16 protein-coding genes are annotated in these 16,323 nt (G+C 56.3%); 6 read left to right on the top strand and 10 right to left on the bottom strand.

Going from position 1 to position 16,323, the window contains the following annotated elements:
• The first annotated feature begins 1 nt into the window (after position 1).
• From srlD to gutQ, 4 genes are all read left to right on the top strand, one after another.
• Positions 2-781 (top strand): sorbitol-6-phosphate dehydrogenase, encoded by a 780-nt coding sequence (srlD, locus tag J4650_RS06545; RefSeq protein WP_001077372.1) that lies wholly within the window; start codon positions 2-4, stop codon positions 779-781.
• A 76-nt stretch (positions 782-857) separates the two neighbouring features.
• Complete coding sequence (gutM, locus tag J4650_RS06550) at positions 858-1,217, top strand: transcriptional regulator GutM (protein WP_000255198.1); 360 nt, start codon at positions 858-860, stop codon at positions 1,215-1,217.
• Positions 1,218-1,414: 197 nt separating this feature from the next.
• Positions 1,415-2,188, top strand: a complete 774-nt coding sequence (srlR, locus tag J4650_RS06555) for a glucitol operon DNA-binding transcriptional repressor SrlR (protein ID WP_000804536.1) — start codon at positions 1,415-1,417, stop codon at positions 2,186-2,188.
• Positions 2,181-3,146, top strand: coding sequence for an arabinose-5-phosphate isomerase GutQ (gene gutQ / locus J4650_RS06560; protein ID WP_001278206.1), 966 nt, complete (start codon positions 2,181-2,183; stop codon positions 3,144-3,146). The genes srlR and gutQ overlap by 8 nt, the downstream gene beginning before the upstream one ends.
• On the opposite strand, the gene norR is transcribed toward gutQ, so the two are convergent.
• Positions 3,143-4,663 carry a nitric oxide reductase transcriptional regulator NorR gene (gene norR / locus J4650_RS06565; RefSeq protein ID WP_000010816.1) on the bottom strand — a complete coding sequence of 507 codons (1,521 nt, stop codon included), beginning with the start codon at positions 4,661-4,663 and terminating at the stop codon, positions 3,143-3,145. The genes gutQ and norR overlap by 4 nt on opposite strands.
• Positions 4,664-4,848: 185 nt before the next feature.
• On the opposite strand from norR, the gene norV reads away from it, so the two are divergent.
• Together norV and norW are read left to right on the top strand one after the other, a co-directional pair.
• Entirely contained in the window at positions 4,849-6,288 is a 1,440-nt protein-coding gene (norV, locus tag J4650_RS06570; RefSeq protein WP_023993706.1) for an anaerobic nitric oxide reductase flavorubredoxin, read from the top strand.
• On the top strand, positions 6,285-7,418 hold the full coding sequence (gene norW / locus J4650_RS06575; protein ID WP_023993705.1) for an NADH:flavorubredoxin reductase NorW: 1,134 nt from the start codon (positions 6,285-6,287) through the stop codon (positions 7,416-7,418). Before norV ends, norW begins: the two co-directional genes overlap by 4 nt.
• A gap of 96 nt (positions 7,419-7,514) precedes the next feature.
• Here the strand turns inward: norW and hypF are convergent, their stop codons facing one another.
• From hypF to J4650_RS06620, 9 genes are all read right to left on the bottom strand, one after another.
• Positions 7,515-9,755, bottom strand: a complete 2,241-nt coding sequence (hypF, locus tag J4650_RS06580) for a carbamoyltransferase HypF (RefSeq protein ID WP_023993704.1) — start codon at positions 9,753-9,755, stop codon at positions 7,515-7,517.
• Positions 9,756-9,900: 145 nt separating this feature from the next.
• Positions 9,901-10,446: an electron transport protein HydN gene (hydN, locus tag J4650_RS06585; protein ID WP_001078791.1), complete on the bottom strand. Its 546-nt coding sequence runs from the start codon at positions 10,444-10,446 to the stop codon at positions 9,901-9,903.
• A 200-nt stretch (positions 10,447-10,646) separates the two neighbouring features.
• Positions 10,647-11,456, bottom strand: coding sequence for a hypothetical protein (locus J4650_RS06590; RefSeq protein ID WP_000902281.1), 810 nt, complete (start codon positions 11,454-11,456; stop codon positions 10,647-10,649).
• A gap of 26 nt (positions 11,457-11,482) precedes the next feature.
• Positions 11,483-11,953, bottom strand: a complete 471-nt coding sequence (gene hycI / locus J4650_RS06595) for a hydrogenase maturation peptidase HycI (RefSeq protein ID WP_001522916.1) — start codon at positions 11,951-11,953, stop codon at positions 11,483-11,485.
• Positions 11,946-12,356, bottom strand: coding sequence for a formate hydrogenlyase maturation HycH family protein (locus tag J4650_RS06600; protein ID WP_000003725.1), 411 nt, complete (start codon positions 12,354-12,356; stop codon positions 11,946-11,948). Before J4650_RS06600 ends, hycI begins: the two co-directional genes overlap by 8 nt.
• Complete coding sequence (gene hycG / locus J4650_RS06605) at positions 12,353-13,120, bottom strand: formate hydrogenlyase subunit HycG (RefSeq protein ID WP_000067419.1); 768 nt, start codon at positions 13,118-13,120, stop codon at positions 12,353-12,355. Before hycG ends, J4650_RS06600 begins: the two co-directional genes overlap by 4 nt.
• Positions 13,120-13,662 carry a formate hydrogenlyase subunit HycF gene (hycF, locus tag J4650_RS06610; RefSeq protein ID WP_000493773.1) on the bottom strand — a complete coding sequence of 181 codons (543 nt, stop codon included), beginning with the start codon at positions 13,660-13,662 and terminating at the stop codon, positions 13,120-13,122. Before hycF ends, hycG begins: the two co-directional genes overlap by 1 nt.
• Positions 13,663-13,671: 9 nt before the next feature.
• On the bottom strand, positions 13,672-15,381 hold the full coding sequence (gene hycE, locus J4650_RS06615; protein ID WP_001288155.1) for a formate hydrogenlyase subunit HycE: 1,710 nt from the start codon (positions 15,379-15,381) through the stop codon (positions 13,672-13,674).
• 17 nt (positions 15,382-15,398) lie between these two features.
• Complete coding sequence (locus J4650_RS06620) at positions 15,399-16,322, bottom strand: respiratory chain complex I subunit 1 family protein (protein ID WP_000110563.1); 924 nt, start codon at positions 16,320-16,322, stop codon at positions 15,399-15,401.
• Between the last annotated feature and the right edge of the window lies 1 nt (position 16,323).

Here is a 16,323-nt window from a genome sequence, read left to right on the forward strand (position 1 = left end):
CATGAATCAAGTTGCCGTTGTCATTGGCGGAGGCCAGACCCTGGGGGCATTCCTTTGCCGTGGGCTTGCAGAAGAAGGATACCGCGTGGCGGTCGTTGATATTCAAAGCGATAAAGCCGCGAATGTCGCCCAGGAAATTAACGCCGATTTTGGCGAAGGTATGGCGTACGGTTTTGGCGCCGACGCCACCAGCGAGCAGAGCGTGCTGGCGCTGTCCCGCGGCGTAGACGAGATTTTCGGGCGCGTCGATCTGCTGGTTTACAGCGCGGGTATCGCCAAAGCGGCGTTTATCAGCGATTTCCAGTTGGGCGATTTTGACCGCTCGCTACAGGTGAATCTGGTGGGCTATTTCCTCTGCGCCCGTGAGTTTTCCCGCCTGATGATCCGCGACGGCATTCAGGGGCGCATTATTCAGATTAACTCTAAATCCGGCAAAGTGGGCAGTAAACACAACTCCGGCTACAGCGCGGCGAAATTCGGCGGCGTGGGGTTAACCCAGTCTCTGGCGCTGGATCTGGCGGAATACGGCATTACCGTACACTCGTTGATGCTCGGCAACCTGTTGAAATCGCCAATGTTCCAGTCACTGCTGCCGCAATACGCCACTAAACTGGGCATTAAGCCCGACGAGGTGGAACAGTATTACATTGATAAAGTACCGCTCAAACGCGGGTGTGATTATCAGGATGTGCTGAACATGCTGCTATTTTATGCCAGCCCGAAAGCGTCTTATTGCACCGGGCAGTCGATCAACGTAACCGGCGGTCAAGTGATGTTCTGACCGTGAATTGCCGGATGGCGCCGTAGGCCGGATAAGACGGTTACGCCGCCATCAGGCAAACCAACAGGAGCATATTATGGTTTCCACTCTGATTACCGTCGCCGTTATCGCCTGGTGTGCGCAACTGGCGCTGGGCGGCTGGCAGATTTCCCGCTTTAATCGGGCTTTCGATAAACTTAGCCAACAGGGGCGGGTCGGCGTCGGGCGCTCCGGCGGGCGTTTTAAGCCCCGGGTGGTGGTTGCCGTGGCGCTGGATGAACAGCAGCGGGTGACGGACACTTTATTGATGAAAGGCCTTACGGTATTCGCCAGACCGGTTAAAATTGCCGCAATGCAAGGAAAACATTTGCATGAATTACAGCCTGATGTGATCTTTCCCCATGATTCGCTCGCGCAGAATGCACTATCATTGGCGCTTAAACTGAAACATGGGTAATTTCGTTGTGAATGCGTATAGCTTGCGAAATTATCATTTTGCAACCAATACCCTAAATAATTCGAGTTGCAGGAAGGCGGCGACGCAGTGAATCCCAAGAGCGTACATCAGTACGTGACCGGGGTGAGCGAGGAAAGCCAACGCACATGCAGCGTGAAGTATGACGGGTAAATACATAAGTCAGGGTAATCACGCCTATGAAACCTCGTCAGCGTCAGGCCGCGATTCTGGAGCACCTGCAAAAACAGGGAAAATGCTCGGTTGAAGAACTGGCCCAGTACTTTGACACGACAGGCACCACTATCCGTAAAGATCTGGTCATTCTGGAAAATGCCGGAACCGTCATCCGCACCTATGGCGGCGTGGTGTTGAATAAAGAAGAGTCCGATCCGCCTATTGATCACAAAACGCTTATCAACACCCACAAAAAAGCGCTGATAGCCGCAGCCGCTGTGAAATATATCCATGATGGCGATTCCATTATTCTGGACGCCGGAAGTACCGTGTTACAGATGGTGCCGTTGCTTTCGCGTTTTAGCAACATCACGGTGATGACCAACAGCCTCCATATTGTTAACGCGCTATCGGAACTGGACAACGAACAAACTATCCTGATGCCCGGCGGCACCTTCCGTAAAAAATCGGCGTCGTTTCACGGTCAACTGGCGGAAAACGCCTTTGAGCAATTCAGCTTTGATAAACTTTTCATGGGAACTGACGGTATTGACCTGAATGTCGGTGTGACCACGTTCAATGAGGTTTACACCGTCAGTAACGCAATGTGCAATGCAGCACGCGAGGTGATTCTGATGGCGGACTCCTCAAAATTTGGTCGTAAAAGCCCCAATGTGGTGTGCAGTCTGGAAACCGTCGACAAACTGATCACGGACGCGGGGATCGATCCGGCATTTCGTCAGGCGCTGGAAGCAAAAGGGATTGAAGTAATCATAACCGGAGAAAGCAATGAGTGATGCACTACTAAACGCGGGCCGTCAGACCTTAATGCTGGAGCTACAGGAAGCCAGCCGTCTGCCGGAGCGTCTGGGCGATGATTTTGTCCGCGCCGCCAATATCATTATTCACTGTGAAGGCAAAGTGATCGTTTCCGGCATTGGTAAATCAGGTCATATTGGTAAAAAAATCGCCGCGACGCTTGCCAGTACCGGTACTCCCGCTTTTTTTGTTCATCCGGCGGAAGCACTGCATGGCGATCTGGGGATGATTGAAAGCCGCGACGTGATGTTATTTATCTCCTATTCCGGCGGCGCAAAAGAACTCGACCTCATCATCCCACGTCTGGAAGATAAATCCGTCGCGCTGCTGGCGATGACCGGTAAACCTCACTCTCCGCTGGGGCGAGCGGCAAAAGCCGTTCTGGATATTTCCGTCGAGCGTGAAGCCTGTCCGATGCATCTGGCGCCGACATCCAGTACCGTCAATACGCTGATGATGGGCGATGCGCTGGCGATGGCGGTCATGCAGGCGCGCGGTTTTAACGAAGAAGATTTCGCCCGTTCGCATCCGGCTGGCGCACTGGGCGCGCGTTTGCTCAATAATGTGCATCACCTGATGCGCCAGGGCGATGCAATACCGCAGGTAATGCTCGCCACCAGCGTGATGGATGCCATGCTGGAACTTAGCCGTACCGGGCTGGGGCTGGTGGCGGTTTGCGATGAGCAACATGTTGTGAAAGGCGTCTTTACCGACGGCGACCTGCGTCGCTGGCTGGTGGGCGGCGGCGCGCTCACCACGCCGGTAAGCGAAGCCATGACGCCCAACGGTATTACGCTCCAGGCGCAAAGCCGCGCCATTGACGCCAAAGAGCTCCTGATGAAACGCAAAATTACCGCCGCGCCGGTGGTCGATGAAAACGGCAAACTCACCGGCGCCATTAACCTGCAGGATTTCTACCAGGCGGGGATTATCTAATCCTTCAGTCCCAGACGCTTCGCCAGCCGATGCAGGTTGGCGACGTCGGTTTCCAGCGCCCGCGCACTGGCCGCCCAGTTGTGATTATTTTGCGCCAGCGCCTGGCGAATCATCTCTCGCTGGAAGTTCTCCGTCGATTCGCGCAAATTGCGGCAGGCCGGCAGCGCCAGAAAGCTTTCCGCAGACGGCGCGGGTAAAACGTCCTCTGACAAGGCAAAATGCTGCTCCTCCAGTACCACCTCATCCCCTGCCCGGGTCGCTCTCGCCAGTACAACCGCACGGTGAATGGCATGTTCCAGCTCCCGGACGTTGCCCGGCCAGCCATAGTTGAGCAAATGGCGGCGCGCGCCGGGACTCAGTACCACGCGGGACAGCCCCAGCCGCAGTCGGCACTGCTCGCAAAAATAGCCCGCCAGCAACACCACATCATCGCCGCGCTCGCGCAGCGGCGGCACAAAGAGCGGGAAAACGCTCAGGCGATGGAACAGGTCGGCGCGAAAACGCCCCGCCAGCACCTCTTCACGCAGGTCACGGTTGGTCGCCGCCAACACCCGCACATCCACGCGCAGGCTACGATCGTCGCCGACGCGCTGAATATCGCCATACTGCAACACGCGAAGTAGCTTGGCCTGTAGCGCCAGCGACAGTTCGCCAATCTCATCCAGAAACAGCGTGCCGTTATCCGCCATTTCAAACTTACCGCTACGATTACTGATAGCCCCGGTAAAAGCCCCTTTTACATGACCAAACAACTCGCTCTCCGCCACGCTTTCCGGCAGCGCGGCACAGTTGAGATAGACCAGCGGATTGACCGCTCTGGGGGAGCCCTGGTGAATGGCTTTCGCCACCAGCTCTTTACCAGTCCCCGTTTCACCGCCGATCAGCACGTTAAGATCGGAGCCCGCCACAATCTCGATCTCTTTTTTCAACTGCGTCATCGCCGGCGACAGGCCGATCATGTGCGTCTCTTTTATCGGTTCAAACACGCCTGACGACCCCGGCAGCATGTTCTGGCTTTCCAGTTGTTCAATTAACAGCGCATTGCTCAATGCCCCGGCGGCCAGCGCGGCGACAAGCCGCAGCTCTTCATCGCTAAATACCTCGAACTGCTCCGGCGTCATAGCATCAAGGGTCAGCGCACCGATGAGGTTCTGCCCGGCAAACAGCGGCAGACCAACACAAGCGTGGACTTTCAGGCTTTCCTGTCCGGGAATTAATCCGTCATACGGATCGGGTAAATCGCTATCAGCCGGAAAACGCACCACGTCCCCCGCGCGGGCGATGGCTTCCAGGCGCGGATGCCCTTCCAGGGTAAAACGTCTGCCGAGAACATCCTGCGCCAGGCCATCAATCGCCAGTGGAATAAATTGTCGTGATTCATAGCGCAGCAGCGCCGAGGCGTCGCACGCCAGCACCTGACGCAGCGTAGTAATCAGCCGCTGAAAACGATCCTGATGCCCAATGCCGCGTTGTAACTCAATGGCGATGCCCGCCAATACCTCCACGGAAAAACTCATGGTTACCTCATTGTCATTTTGACAACCTATAGTGTCATATTGACAGCATCATTTATAGTCTTTTTGACTACACCAAAAATAAAAAACCAATATAACTTCATACAAATCAATAAGATGAAAAGTTGGCACACTAGCTGCAATAAGCAAAACAACTTTTTGTAAACGTTGAATGAATTGAGGTGGTTATGTCTATTCTGGTTAAAAATAATATTCATTGGGTTGGCCAACGCGACTGGGAAGTACGTGATTTTCACGGCACTGAATACAAAACGCTGCGTGGCAGCAGCTATAACAGCTATCTCATTCGTGAAGAAAAGAATGTGCTGATCGATACTGTGGATCATAAGTTTAGCCGTGAGTTTGTGCAAAATCTGCGCAGTGAAATCGACCTCGCGGACATCGACTACATCATCATTAACCATGCCGAGGAAGACCATGCAGGCGCGCTGACCGAACTGATGGCGCAGATCCCGGACACGCCTATCTACTGTACCGCCAACGCCATTGACTCTATCAACGGCCATCACCATCACCCGGAATGGAATTTTAAGGTGGTGAAAACCGGCGATACGCTGGATATCGGCAACGGCAAACAATTGATCTTCGTGGAAACGCCGATGCTGCACTGGCCGGACAGCATGATGACCTATATGACCGGCGACGCGGTGTTATTCAGCAACGACGCCTTTGGTCAGCACTACTGCGACGAGCGCCTGTTCAATGATGAAGTGGACCAAACCGAACTGTTTGAACAATGCCAGCGCTACTACGCCAATATCCTGACGCCGTTCAGCCGTCTGGTAACGCCAAAAATTACCGAAATCCTCGGCTTCAACCTGCCGGTGGATATGATTGCCACCTCACACGGCGTGGTATGGCGCGACAGCCCAACGCAAATCGTGGAGCTGTATCTGAAATGGGCGGCAGATTATCAGGAAGATCGTATCACTATTTTCTACGATACCATGTCGAACAATACTCGCATGATGGCAGATGCCATCGCGCAGGGTATCAACGAAGTGGACCCCAACGTGGCGGTCAAAATCTTTAACGTCGCCCGCAGCGATAAAAATGAAATACTGACCAATGTCTTCCGTTCGAAAGGCGTGCTGGTCGGCACTTCTACCATGAACAACGTGATGATGCCGAAAATCGCTGGTCTGGTGGAAGAGATGACCGGCCTGCGCTTTCGCAACAAACGCGCCAGCGCCTTCGGTTCTCATGGCTGGAGCGGCGGCGCGGTGGATCGACTGTCCACGCGCTTACAGGATGCCGGTTTTGAAATGTCCCTGAGTCTGAAAGCGAAATGGCGTCCGGATCTGGATGCGCTGGAGTTGTGCCGTCAGCATGGTCGCGACATCGCCCGTCAGTGGGCGCTTGCTCCGCTGCCGGAAACCACACAGAAAACCGCGCCAGTCGAAGAAACCACAACCTGCGCCGCCGCAGACCTCGGCCCCAAAATGCAATGCAGCGTATGCCAGTGGATTTACGACCCTGCGCTGGGCGAGCCGTTGCAGGATGTCGCGCCGGGTACGCCGTGGAGCGACGTGCCGGATAACTTCCTGTGCCCGGAATGTTCATTAGGTAAAGACGTGTTCGACGTGCTGGCGACGGAGGCAAAATGAGTCGGGGAATCATCATTATTGGGTCGGGCTTCGCCGCCCGCCAGCTCGTCAAAAATATCCGTAAACAAGATGCGCATGTGCCGTTAACCCTGATTGCGGCGGACAGCATGGATGAGTACAACAAGCCCGATCTCAGCCACGTTATCAGCCAGTCGCAGCGCGCCGATGATCTCACCCGCCAGTTAGCGGGGGAATTTGCTGAACAGTTTAATCTGCGACTGTTCCCGCATACCTGGGTTGCTGACATTGATGCCGATGCCCATGCGGTGAAAAGTCAGGATAAGCAGTGGCAGTACGACAAGCTGGTACTGGCGACCGGGGCGACAGCCTTTGTGCCGCCGATTGCAGGACGTGAGTTAATGCTTACTTTGAATAGCCAGCAGGAGTACCGAGCCTGTGAGACACAACTGCGCGACGCGCAGCGAGTGCTGATTGTCGGCGGCGGTCTCATTGGCAGTGAATTAGCGATGGATTTCTGCCGCGCCGGGAAAACGGTAACGCTGATGGATAACGCCGCCAGCCTTCTCGCCTCACTGATGCCACCAGAAGTGAGCAGTCGCTTACAGCATCACCTGACCGATATGGGGGTGCATCTGCTGCTGAAATCGCAGTTGCAAAAACTGGAGAAAACCGAAGCCGGTATCCGCGCTACGCTGGTAAGCCAGCATAGTATTGAGGTCGATGCGGTGATTGCCGCCACCGGCTTACGCCCGGAGACCGCTCTGGCGCGCCGCGCCGGGGTAGCCGTCAACCGCGGCGTCTGCGTGGATAGCTATCTACAGACCAGTCACCCGGATATTTATGCGATCGGCGATTGCGCGGAAATCAATGGTCAGGTGCTGCCCTTCCTGCAACCGATCCAGTTAAGCGCGATGTACCTGGCGAAAAATCTGCTCGGCGGCAACGCGCCGCTGAAGCTACCGGCGATGCTGGTCAAAGTCAAAACGCCGGAACTGCCGCTGCATCTGGCGGGAGAAACTCAGCGCCGCGATTTAAGCTGGCAGATTACCGCAGAATCTGACGGTATGATTGCCAAAGGCATGAGTGGAGAAGGCCAGCTACGCGCCTTTGTGGTGAGTGAAGACCGCATGAAAGAGGCCTTTGCACTGCTGAAAACGTTGTCCGTATAAGCCTGTGATGCCGGATGGCGCCGCTTCGCGTCTTATCCGGCCTACGAGTGAGCATCTGTTTACAGGCCAGATAAGGCGCAGCCGCCATCCGGTGCCCTACACTTCCCTTAATGCTCGCGCTGCGGCAATCACGCCCTGTCCAAACGACAGCCCGCCGTCGCCCGCTGGTAACCGCTGCGGAAATAACAATTTAAAATCAGAAAGATAAAAGGCAAGACGCGCGCGAAGTAAGCGGTTGTGTATCACCCCGCCGCTGAAGACCAGAGTGGTTATCCCCCGCGCCGTAGCCTGCTGGCGCATTAGCGTGGCAAACCCGCACGCCAGCGCATCATGAAAAGCCCAGGCGCGTTGCGCGGGCGTGGCCTGCCAGTTCAACCATTGCCGCCAGAAAACAGCGACGTCCAGTTGAGCGCCGTTAAGCGGCATCGTTACCGGATGCTCAACGTTAGCGCATTGAGAAGCCAGCGCCTCCAGCGCGCAGGCGGCCTCGCCCTCATAGCTAAGCGATGCTGGCGCGCAGCGAAGCGCGGCGGCCACCGCGTCAAACAACCGCCCGCAGGAAGAGGCCAACGGGGCATTGACGCCGCGCTCAATGGCGCGCGCCAGGACACTCCAGTTTTGCTGTTGCAGCCCCGCTGTCTCCGGGTAATCCTGCCAGTCCGGCACAAAGCGCAGGCACTGCGCCAACAGATTACGCCACGGCTGTTTGGCAGCCAGATCGCCTCCCGGCAGCGCCACGGCGGGTAAACCACCTAAATGTTCGCACTCGCGATAATTGACCCGCAAACATTCTCCGCCCCATAGCGCGCCATTCTCACCCATGCCGATACCGTCTACCGTCAGGGCAATCACCTCTCCACCGTCCAGCGGCCAACCATGCTCGGCCAGGCAAGCCGCCGCATGGGCATGATGGTGTAACACCGTCTCTGTCGGCAGACGCATCTCACTGGCCCACTGACTGGAAACATAGCCCGGATGCGCATCACAGACGATACGCTCTGGGGTAAAATCGTAGATTGACTGGATCAAACGCAATGCCTCGCGCCACTGCGCCTGGATACCGTCATCGCTGAGATCGCCTAAATGTTGGCTGACAACCGCCTGTTCGCCGCGTACCAGACAGAACGTGTTTTTCAGATCCGCGCCCAGACAAAGTATCGGCGGCACATCGCGAAATCCGGGCGGCAACGCAATCGCGTCCGGCACGTATCCCCGCGAACGACGCAGCATTTCGCCGCTGTCGCGCACGACAGAGTCGTCCATGCGCTGAACAATGTCGCGATTGTGCAACAGAAAACCATCGGCAATATCGTGTAAATCGTCCAGCGCCTGTTCGTTGGTGATGGCGGGCGGTTTGCCGCTCAGGTTGCCGGATGTCATCACCAGCGGGTAATTGAGCGCCTGCAACAAGAGATGTTGCAATGGGTTGGCGGGCAGCATCACGCCCACCTCCGTAAGTCCTGGCGCGATGCCCTCACTCAGCGAAGGTACATACTGCTTATCCACCAGCACAATCGGGGCCGCTGGCGTGGTCAGCAGCGAACGCGCCGCGCTCGGCAGCGTTTGCGCCTTGGGCAACATCACCGCCAATGGTTTCGCCGGGCGATGTTTACGCGCCCGCAGCATCGCCACTGCGTTATCGTTGCGCGCATCGCAGGCCAGATGAAAACCACCCAGCCCTTTAACGGCAATAATGCCTCCGGCGTTCAGTTGGGCGACTGCCGCCTGCAAAGCCGCCTCTTTTTCCGCTCGTTCATGTTGGCTCCGCCACTCAAGATGCGGCCCGCATGACGGACAGGCAACGGGCTGGGCATGAAAACGGCGATCGTACGGATCGCGGTATTCGCTGTCGCATTCCGGACACAAGGGAAACGCCGCCATCACCGTAAATGGCCGGTCATAGGGCATAGCGCGAATAATGGTGAAGCGTGGTCCGCAGTGGGTGCAATTGATGAAAGGATAACGGTAGCGCCGCTCGCCTGGGGTATTCATCTCGGCAAGACATGCCGGGCAGGTCGCCGCATCCGGCACGATTTGCGTGTTCATCGAACCGCCTGCGCTCTGACGAATGGTGAAATCCGTCGGTGCGCGCTCCCATACCAACGACGCGTGTTCAACGCTGTCAATGCGCGCCAGCGGCGGGCAATCCTGATAGAGCGCGGCAATAAATTGCGACGGATCTTCCAGCAGCCGAACGACGACGCCGTCGCCGTCATTACACACGTCGCCGTGTAATCGCAACTGCTGCGCCAGCTGCCAGACAAAAGGACGAAAACCGACGCCCTGTACTTTGCCCCGAATGCGTAGCTGTACGCCGGAAGGTGTGTCTATCGCCATCTTATTTTCCCGCCATCATCGAACCCGGATGCCTGATGGCGCGACGCTTATCAGGCCTACAACCGCACGGACCGTAGACCGGATAAGGCATTGATGCCGCCATCCGGCAATGCTTTGTGGCGTATTCTACGCGCAATCGCAGAAATCAGAAAAGCAGCGATGCCGTTGAATCCAGCGCCGCACGACGGCGTTTTTCCGCGCTCAGCTGTTCAAGCTTATTGCGGTCCACGCAGATGAGGGCGTGCGTTGGGCAAGCGGCCATACAGGCCGGACCGGCCTCACGGTGGTGACACAGATCGCACTTGTTGGCTTCGGCTTTTTCAGCACGCACGTTCAGCCCCGCGCCGCTATTGCGAACCACCGGACGTACCACCACTTCCATGGCGCCGTAAGGACATGCCACTACGCAAGTTTTACAGCCAATGCAGCGTTCCTGCATCACATGAACAAAGCCTTTGTCACGGCTGATGGCGCCATTCGGGCAAACGTTGGCGCACGGCGCGTCTTCACACTGGCGACACAGCGTTGCCGTGGAAACGTTCACGCCTTTGATGACATGGATACGAGGTAAAAAGGTTTCAGGGGTCAGCGATGCGCAATCCTGATTTTCCTGATGGGATACGACGCAAGCCACTTCACAGGTACGGCAACCAATGCACTTACTCGCGTCTGCAATGATGAAACGGTTCATCAAATTCTCCAGCAATAACAGATGATGTGCCGATATATACACGAATCGTGCCAATTTTTATTTCATTGTTATTTAAGAATATTATTTCTATTTTCGTGAGCATTTACGTGTCATCGTCACAAGTGTCGATGACACGTAATGTCGCCAGTGGTGGTCAAGATTTACAGTGATAGCCATCCGATTCTGCACCGAAACTGGCATCAATCCTGATTAACGCCTGGCAATACGTTACCGCGTATTAAACAGCGCTGCGTAAGGGAAAGATCGTCCGTTTGCGGATTCCTTCCGGCAATAGGTTTGATAATTAATTTACGGCCAGGATAGTGATTAAAACGGGTCAGCGCCGGATAACTCAACCGGCCAAACCAGCCGTGTACGCGCTGCCAGCGGGCGTCCTTCACCTGATATAAATTGGTTATCCAGTAGCCTGAGTCAAACTGCATATCCAACAGTTGCGTGCGCCCATTGCCCTGTAAATCAAGCAAATCATCGACGCCAGTATCGGTGGCGGTATAAAACCCCCACGGTTCAAAGACGCAGGGGCGGCCATTATTGAGAAAGGTGAAAATGATGTATTGCGCGCTCGGCGCCAGGCCCAACCCAGGATTGCCCAACCAGATAACCAGATCCTGAATGCCGTTACGATCGAGGTCAGCGCGATAAAATTGCGCATTACCCGCCAAATTAATCAGCCTTCCCACCGGGACAACCCACGAATTACCGGCTCTGTCTTTTCCGCTAATCCGCCATTCGTTATCTTTTTTCGGCTCCGGCAGTAGCGTCACGCCACTGACTCCGACCTGGCGAAAATGCCATGTCTGGTCGGGCGATACAGAATAAGGCAGGGTCAACAGAGGCTTTAGCGCACGCTTTTGCGCATATTCACCGTCGCTCATCGGCAGGTAACCGACAACACCGGTGGCCAGTGCGCGTGCGGCGAGGCAGAGAAATAGCAGTCCGCTCCATACGATAATCTTCACGTCCTTCTTACAACCTTTGCCGTGTAACACAAATTCTCCCTAAATATGTGCGCATTTTACGCCTCCGGCGCTTCCAGCGCGGCAAATCCGCCGTTTCCCTGCCAGCCTTCCAGGCGCTGATAGACGATGTTTACCGCGTCCTTAATCGGTTGAGTCATCGGATAATAAAACCCGACGATATCCGGCTGGATACCAACAAAAATCACCTCGCCGACATCCTCTTTCAGCTGATCGATAAGGTAGTTCAGCGGCATATTGTGGGTGGTCATCATAAACATTTCGGCGATATCATCCGGATCGATGATGCGGATCTCGCCCGGATTAAGTCCCATATCGGTGGCGTCGACAATCAACAGACGCTGCGGGCGCAGTTCGCGAATCGCCACAATGTCGTTTTCCGGCGCGCTGCCGCCGTCGATGACAACCCAGTTGCCCTTCGGCTGCGCCACGCACATTTCCGCCAGTAGCGGGCCTGCGCCGTCGTCGCCCATCATGCTGTTGCCGACACAGAGTAAAACGTCAGTCACGAAGCCTCCTCACCATCAGGTAGATGGCGCTTTCCTGATGAATGTCATGCAGCATACTGAGCATCAGTTTGCTCCATTCTTGCTGCTGCGGGGTCTGCGCGGCGCGCGCCTCATCAAACGCGCGCGCCAGCATTTGCACATGGTTGAAATCGATAACGATCTCGCCATACTTCGGCACGCCTTCCATTTTACGCCGGGCATCGCTACCGGCTTCCAGGGTGGCGATCCACGCCAGATACTCATCCCATGGGCAGGTGAGCGCGGCCTCCAGACAATCGATAACCCCCAGGTGGTGACCAATCGCCAGGCTGTAATAGACAACCTGCTGCGCCTCGGCAGGCGTCGCATCGTTCTCATCAATAAACTTACGGCTCAGTTGACTGAACACCACCTGTTCGCTCATCGGATACGCGCCTCTTCAACAACATGATTGAGATGGGTGACAATTTCGGTTAAACGCGGATCGTTTTCCGCTTCCAGCCAACGCGCCACTTGCTGCTCGCCCTGCCCCAGCTGTGTCAGGTAATCATCGGCGATCTGACGACCATAGCGATAACCCGCCAGCCGGCGCGCCGCGCGATCCACCTTCACGCGCAGCGGCTGCACCATATCCGGATGCAGGATCTCTGCGGGCTGATCGTCCAGCTCACCCGGCGCGCGGGCGTGGATTTTCTGCTCCAGCAGGCCAAGCGCCATCGCAAAGCCATACAGCGTCGCCGCAGGCGTTGGCGGGCAGCCTGGAATATACACATCCACCGGTACGATTTTATCCGTACCGCCCCAGACGCAGTACAGATCATGGAAGATTCCGCCGCTGTTGCCGCAGGCCCCATAAGAGATACAGATTTTCGGGTCCGGCGCCGACTGCCAGGCGCGCAGCGCCGGAGAGCGCATGGCGCGGGTCACCGCGCCGGTAAACAGCAGAATATCGGCATGACGCGGCGACGGTACCACTTTGATGCCGAAACGCTCGGCATCAAACAGCGGCGAAAGCGTCGCAAAGATTTCGATTTCACAGCCGTTACAGCCGCCGCAGTCCACGCGGTAAACGTATGCCGAACGCTTAATATTTTTCAGTAGAGACGCCTTCATGCTGGCGATGGATTCATCCACCGTCATCGGTACCGGAATGCCGTTGGCGTCACGCGGGCCTAATAAATTGCTCATTAGCTGACCTCTTTCATATGGCGAGTCAGTTCAATACGGTCGGACGGCACCAGGCATTTCTGACGCTTACAGTCCGGGCAGGTCTCAAAGCTTTCGCGGTGGTTTTCCGCGCGGCTGTCGCCGTTGTGCGCAAGCAGCGCAATGGCGTAGTCAATCTCTTTCTGTACGGCGAAAGGACGATTGCACACGCGGCAGTTGCACAGCGCGAAGCGGGACTGTTGCAGGAAGTCTTCTTTCTTCCACACTGCCAGTTCGTACTCTTGCGACAGTTTAATCGCCGCCGTCGGGCACACCTCTTCGCAGCGGCCGCAGAAGATACAACGGCCAAGATTGAACTGCCACGCCAGCTCATTGGTTGCCAGTAAGGTTTCCACCGTCAGCGCGTTCGACGGGCAGGCATTAACGCAGGCGGCGCAGCCGATGCACTGCTGCGGATTATGTTCCGGCTTGCCGCGGAAGTTTTTATCAACCGCAATCGGCTCCAGCGGATAAGACGAGGTCGCCGTGCCGGTTTTGATAACTTTTTTGATAAAGGTAAACATGGCGATTCCTTATTTCAGCGGCGAGTTTTTACGCTCAATGCTGTAGCGCTCAAGTTCTTTGTACGGCACGACTTTGCTCTTCTTCTTACGCACATCGACCACGGTCATCCGGTCGGTACAGGAGTAGCACGGGTCGAGGCTGCCGATAATCAGCGGCGCGTCGGAGACGGTGTTGCCGCGCAGCATATAGCGCAGCGTCGGCCAGTTGGCGTAGGTCGCCGCACGACAGCGCCAGCGGTAAAGCTTTTGGTTGTCGCCGGTCATGCTCCAGTGGATATCATCGCCACGCGGCGCTTCGGCAAAGCCGAGCGCAAAACGGTGCGGAATATAGGTAAAGCCTTCCACCATCAGCGGGCCGCCCGGCAGATTATCCAGACCGAAATCGATCATATTCAGCGAGGTGTAAACTTCGTTGATACGGACTTTCAGACGAGAAATCACATCGCAGCCCTGCTCGCTGTGCACTTCCATCGGCAGCAGGCCATAGCCCACAAACGGGTGGTCGGCGCGGGTGTCGCGGGCGTGACCGCTGGCGCGCACCATCGGGCCGACATTACTGAAGTCACGGGCAATTTCCGGGTCCAGACGACCGATACCCACGGTACGCTGTTCCATATTCGGCGTGCTCAGCAGCATGTCAACCAGCTCCTGCACGTCACGACGCATCTGCTGCGCCAGTTGACGGGTCTGGATCATGTCCTCTTTGAGCAGATCGCGGCGAATCCCGCCGATCAGGTTCAGTCCGTAAGTTTTGCGCGCGCCGGTAAGGATCTCTGCCATTTTCATGGAGGTTTCACGCACGCGGAAGAACTGCATAAAGCCGGAGTCAAAGCCGGTAAAGTGGCAGGCGAGGCCTAGGTTCAGCAGGTGCGAGTGCAGACGCTCCACTTCCAGCAGAATGGCGCGGATCATCTGCGCACGTTCCGGCACCTGAATGCCCATCGCGTTTTCCACGGAAGTGGTGTAGGCGGTGCTGTGGGCGAAGCCGCAGATACCACACACGCGATCCGACAGGAAGGTGACTTCGTTATAACCCATGCGGGTTTCCGCCAGTTTTTCCATACCACGGTGGACGTAGAACAGGCGGTAGTCGGCGTCGATAATGTTTTCGCCATCGACGAACAGACGGAAGTGGCCCGGTTCATCGGAGGTGACATGCAGCGGGCCAATCGGCACCACGTTATTTTTCTTGTCACCCAGCTCGTTAATGAACTCGTAGGTTTCCGCATCGGTGGTCGGCGCCGGGCGCTGACGATAATCCATGCTGTCTTTACGCAGCGGATAGAGTTCATCCGGCCAGTCGTCCGGCAGCACCAGACGGCGCTCGTCCGGCAGACCGACCGGGATTAAACCGTACATGTCGCGTACTTCGCGCTCACCCCACACGGCAGCCGGCACGCGCGGCGTAACGGATGGGAATTCCAGCTTATTGGCATCTACTTCAACGCGAACGGTAATCCAGCACTTCGTGCCCTGCTCCATCGACAGCACGTAATAAACGGCATAGTGGCCGCACAACTGGCGTTCGTCATTACCGAACAGCACCGACAACCACCCACCCTGCTGGTAGTAAAGAAACTCCACCACTTCCGGCAGATAGTTCACTTTTACCGTAATAGTCAGCTGATCTTTGGTCTGCCAGGCTTCGTCCAGCACGACGCCCGGAAACGCCTGGTGCAGCGCCGCAAGGTATTGTTGACCTAATTTTTCTTCAGACATGCTCAAACTCTCTTAAATCACGCCGCCAGCAAGGAGACGAAGGCTAAAAACGCAAACCCAAAACCGGCCCAGGTCACGCGTGAAGTGGCGCAAAAACGCAGTCGCGCCATGCTGTTTTCAAACAGGGCGATCACCAGTACGCCGACAATCAGCTTGACGACGGCAATCACCAGCGCCAGCAACAGTCCGCCTGCGCTGAAGGTTTCCATCTGTCCCCACGGCAGAAACACGCCGACGAACATTTGCAGCACCACCAGTTGCTTAAGGCTGATGCCCCATTTCAGCACCGCAAAGCCGCTACCGCTGTATTCGGTCAACGGCCCTTCCTGCAACTCCTGCTCCGCTTCCGCCAGGTCGAACGGCAGCTTGCCCATTTCGATAAAGGTGGCGAAGGCGCAGGCGCACAGCGCCAGAATCAGCGGAATACTACGCGCGACAGGCCAGTGATAAATGGTATCGGCGATATTGCTGATATGAGTTGAGCCCGCCACCTGCGCGGCGACCCACAGACCCAGCAGCAGAATCGGCTCCACCAGCACGCCGAGCATCGCTTCACGGCTGGCGCCGATCGCGGTGAACGGGCTGCCGGTATCCAGGCCTGCAATAGAGAAAAAGAAGCGCGCGATGGCGAACAGGTAAATCAGAGTGATTAAATCACCCAGTTGCGGCAACGGAGATCCAACGGTGACAACCGGCAGCGCGGTGGCGATAGTCAGCATCACGCCGACCATCACAAACGGCGTCAGGCGAAAAACCCAGCCAGAATCCGCGGGCGCAATACTCTGACGACCGAGCAGTTTGATAATGTCGCGGTACTCCTGCAACACGCCCGGCCCACGGCGATTGTGTAGACGGGCGCGCGCCACGCGAGTAATACCGGACAGCAATGGCGCAACGGCAAATAGCACCAGCGCCTGAATTAACGGATAAAACACACTCATT

Origin of the sequence: Salmonella sp. 32120201201600049SM (genome assembly GCF_017572835.1) — a bacterium.
Lineage (GTDB): Bacteria > Pseudomonadota > Gammaproteobacteria > Enterobacterales > Enterobacteriaceae > Salmonella > Salmonella enterica.